Here is a 3,861-nt window from a genome sequence, read left to right as displayed (position 1 = left end):
GGAAAATATATTAAAGGTATCCTCAAAATCAAGTCCAAATTCAGTGGCAGGTGCAATAGCCGGTGTACTAAGAGCAAGTGGCAAAGTAGAAATTCAAGTAATTGGAGCGGGTTCTTTAAATCAAGCGATTAAAGCAATTGCGATTGCAAGAGGTTTTGTCGCTCCAAGTGGCATTGACTTGGTTCTTGTTCCAGCGTTTCAAGAGGTTACTATCGATAATCAAGAAAGAACAGCAATCAAATTAATTGTAGGTCCTAGAAGGAGAAGGTCTTAATAGCGAGCATCAATATAAGGGAATTTGAAAAGGCCGATAGAAATCGGCCTTTTCCTTTTTTATTTATAATTAACCATTTTTATCGTATTGTGTAACTCAAAATAGAAATCCTTATAAAGTTAAGAATATGAAAGGGTTCAGCGATTAAGACAGTCACACAAAATATAAGGCATAGATAAATAAATTATTATATGAAATTTATTTTTAATATAAAAAGTGCATAAATGCTTGTTTAACAGTCATTCGTGGCACTTTTGTATTATACAAAATATAAAAGGTCAGAACTGCTCATTCTTATCCTAAGATTCAACGATATAGGCTTATAAACCATGTAATATCAAGGTTTATAAGCTTTGTTTTTTATCAATGCTCACATTTGGTTCACATTAGAATTTTTCGGTTTTTATTTGATGTTTTCATAGGGGTTTACAATATTCTCAAAGTTTTCTGCAGCTTGTTGTTGCATGTTTTGTGTGTTATGGCTGTACTTGTCTAAAGTCATTTGAATAGAAGAATGACCTAAGCAATCCTGAGCGATTTTAGGGTGCTTACCAGCTTGAAGCATGAGTATGCCTTAAGTCGTGAACTTGAAAGATACGCTTGTTGATCTGTAAAAAAAATGCAAATTGATGTAGGTGATTTAACGGGTATTCCAACTGGTTATGACGATTTGAATAGAATGACAGCAGGGTTACAAGAAGGCGATTTAATCATTATCGGTGCCCGTCCTTCGATGGGGAAAGCAGCATTTGTATTAAACGTCGCTTTTCATGGGGCAAGTGCTCATACAGCAACAGGAGTCTTCTCGTTAGAAATGGGGGAAGAACAGTTACTTAAGCGGATGATCTCAAGTACTGGAAATATAGATGTTACGAAATTAAAGAATCCTAAAAAGCTATGTAATTTAAAAGATTGGGAAAAAATTAGTCAGGCAATGGGATTAATAAATGATTTGCCATTAGAAATTTATGATAAAGCAAATGTCACGATGCAAGAGATTTACGCTAAGACTAGGAAGCTAAAGCGTAAGTATCCTGATAAAAAGGTTTTAATCGCAATTGACTATTTGCAGCTTATTGTAGGTGACCCAAAGCACAAAGGAAATCGCATGCAAGAGATTGAAAAGTATTATATATGCTAAATAGATAATTTTGAACCTATTTAGGCAAAGATAGATTTTATGAAATTTAAATAAAATCCTTATTTGAAAATTAAAGAGCGCCTTTCTCCCAAGGCGCTCTGACCAAAACTAATGTTGAAAAGAGATACCCAAGATATTGTATGTATGTTTTTTAGATAGGTGAAATTTGATAACAAAATCGTTATTTACTAGCAAATGAAAAGAGCACACTAATAAGTATGCTCTTTGAAAGGTTAGATTTCTATGAGTGGAGAGTCTCCATGCAATAACATATGCTTGTCTAGCTTAAATGTGACAAGTTTTTAATAAAAACGCTATTTGATATGTAAAAGTTAGAGCACTTTGGAAAGTGCTCTGTAAAGGCTATTTATTTTAAAAAGAGAGGATAGAAGATATCATATGAGGCTATTTTTAATTGAGTGTGTATCTTTTGCATAAAAAATTGCATTGTGTAGAAATGAGGAAACTAAAAAAGAGCACCATGTACAAGTGCTCTTCAAGATAGGAGGTAACTCTATGAGCTGAGTCTAGGTTAGAAGTATATGGTGTGAAAAAGAAATAAGAACAAAATTTTATAATCAGACTAATCAAAAAGAGTAGCTAGCAAAAGCTAACTACTCCATGCATAAGAAGAATACAATGGTCATTCATATTTCAACTTGGTGTATCTATAGCATTAACATATTTTTTGAATTTATTTAGCCAGTAAACAAAGCAGTTAGCTACTTAAGCTAACTGCGATGTTCTCAGTACTGTCTTTAAAGGATATGTGATTCGGCACAATTTCATGGGAAAACTAATATGGCTGTTAACATACCTAAAATAAAAGGGAATCAATGTTACGATTCCCTTCGTTCACTATTGCCTCTGTTAGTAAACAAAATGACTGCTCTTGTTGAGCAATCGTATCCTTCTAACTGTTACTCTTCAGGCAGTGAATTAAAATTTGGGAGAGTATTTCTTAGTCCATCAAATACCTGTTGTACTTTGTCAAGTTTCTCTTCGTCTGAGAATCTTGACAAATCATCTACTGAACTAACTCGAATACATAATGGACCAATATTTAACCGAATYAATCCCAACAATACTACCGTAGTCGTACAAGGAATGTTTATACATAGTAAATCACTATCTTCACAAACAGTGCCTTCTGGACATGTAGGGCATTCTTCTGTTTGTTGTATCGCTGCATTTTCCATAGGATCTTCTCTCCTTTCTATAAAGATATTACAAGATATGAAAGAAATACCCTATCTGACATGGACAAGCATCCTTTTTTAGTTAAAGGGGTATTTGGTAGTTTATTAATTCATTCTTTAATTAACATGCAACTGTTAATTCAATTGAATGTAAAAAAATTCATATGTATAAATATATATAAATACGTTTTTAAAAAATAATTCACGAGATAATGATATTACGAAGTGTAGGAGTGAAACCCTCACTTTGGGATGAAAATTAAATTTTATAATGTAAAACCCAAAAATAGAATAGGTTTTTTATCGTATTACTTTACGTTTGAAATGCTCAATTAACATTATATTTACCCTTTTTAGGTTTGCGTTTTCTATGTTTTTCACCTAATGTTCATTGGAAGTTCCATAGTTTTCTTAATTTTTTGGTGCATCAATCTAATAAAAATAAAAGAGCAGCTAGCAATAGCTAACTGCTTAGCCCCAGGGAAGGGAGAGGAGCGATTTGTTAGGTCTAAGGTTGAAATAAGGGTTTTAGATATTAAGACCTAAATATAGTATGGATTTCAATTTAAAAGTTATGCATATAAACTGTATTCGTGTAAAAAATGGTTAACAAACAAAGCAGCTAGCTAATTAAGCTAACTGCAATGTTCTTAGTACTTTCTCTAAAGGATATGTGATTCGCACAATTTCATGGGAAAACTAAAATGGCTGTTAGCTTACCTATAGTATCTACAATTTGTGGAAATTAATTCTTGAATTTTATAATAAAGGATCAATGAAAATAAGATAGCAGACAGTTGGTAAATGAACTGCCTGCTAAATGAACGAACAAATGTGATTTGGAAAGATTGAGCTACATCTGTAATAGCTCATGAGTAGTATAGTTAGAAACTTAAAAGTTTATTCATCGGGTAAAGTGAATTGAAAAACTTCATATTGCACGACAAAGTAGCTAGCTCAATTAGCAAACTACTTGTTGTACAAAAGGAAATTAGGCCCTACAAGTAAATGATATGTAACTTTTAGTTACAGCTATAGTATAAGCAGAGTTAAAAATATTATGAGTTGTGTAACTCAAAAGGGAAAGTCTTATGAAACTATGAATATCAAGGAATTCAGCGATAGGGGCACTTACACAAAATATAAGATATGGGTAAGTGATGGAAGCTTTTTACTATAAAATAATGAGCGAATGATAATGTTAATCCAATGAACCCATTGGCTAATAGGTTAATACGATGTAACGG

Annotated in this window: 2 protein-coding genes and 2 pseudogenes; 2 read left to right on the top strand and 2 right to left on the bottom strand. The window is 32.5% G+C overall.

The window, feature by feature from the left end:
• Positions 1-7 precede the first annotated feature (7 nt).
• Positions 8-274 (top strand): stage V sporulation protein S, encoded by a 267-nt coding sequence (locus AC1DTM_RS19925; protein WP_477000713.1) that lies wholly within the window; start codon positions 8-10, stop codon positions 272-274.
• Positions 275-677: 403 nt separating this feature from the next.
• Here AC1DTM_RS19925 and AC1DTM_RS19920 read toward each other — a convergent pair.
• A pseudogene (locus AC1DTM_RS19920) lies at positions 678-864 on the bottom strand (site-specific integrase); the annotation flags it as partial.
• Between AC1DTM_RS19920 and AC1DTM_RS19915 the strand changes: the two are divergent.
• A pseudogene (locus AC1DTM_RS19915) lies at positions 859-1,394 on the top strand (DnaB-like helicase C-terminal domain-containing protein); the annotation flags it as partial. The pseudogenes AC1DTM_RS19920 and AC1DTM_RS19915 sit on opposite strands and share 6 nt — an antisense overlap.
• Positions 1,395-2,335: 941 nt before the next feature.
• On the opposite strand, the gene AC1DTM_RS19910 reads toward AC1DTM_RS19915, so the two are convergent.
• A complete protein-coding gene (locus AC1DTM_RS19910; RefSeq protein WP_016104693.1) occupies positions 2,336-2,614 on the bottom strand; it encodes a hypothetical protein in 279 nt (92 codons plus the stop codon).
• Between the last annotated feature and the right edge of the window lie 1,247 nt (positions 2,615-3,861).

This window comes from Bacillus sp. P4_D3, assembly GCF_056401855.1.
This window is presented reverse-complemented; position numbering and strand designations above follow the sequence as displayed.